Genomic DNA, 228 nt, shown 5'->3' with positions numbered 1-228 from the left:
TAATGTGTATTAAAAATAGGAGGGAGTGGGACAGAAATGATATTTTTACAAAATTTATTTCGTTGTTCACCCCAACTTGCATTGTCTGTAGAAATTGGGGTTCCAATTTCTCTATGTTGGGGCCCCGCCAACTTGCATTGTCTGTTGGAATTGGTGATCCAATTTCTCTCTGTTGTGGCCCCACGAGTATTGAAAAAACTTGTTACAAGCGTATTTTCATTTAGTCAA

At 38.2% G+C, this 228-nt stretch carries 1 protein-coding gene; it reads left to right on the top strand.

Annotated elements, in window-relative coordinates; all coding sequences use genetic code 11:
- Positions 1–36: 36 nt before the first annotated feature.
- Positions 37–228 (top strand): hypothetical protein (locus IDG64_RS15005; RefSeq protein WP_206171381.1); only part of this gene is annotated, 192 nt, incomplete at its 3' end.

Origin of the sequence: Staphylococcus sp. EG-SA-15 (assembly GCF_017151895.1) — a bacterium.
GTDB classification, from domain to species: Bacteria; Bacillota; Bacilli; order Staphylococcales; family Staphylococcaceae; genus Staphylococcus; species Staphylococcus aureus.
This window is presented reverse-complemented; position numbering and strand designations above follow the sequence as displayed.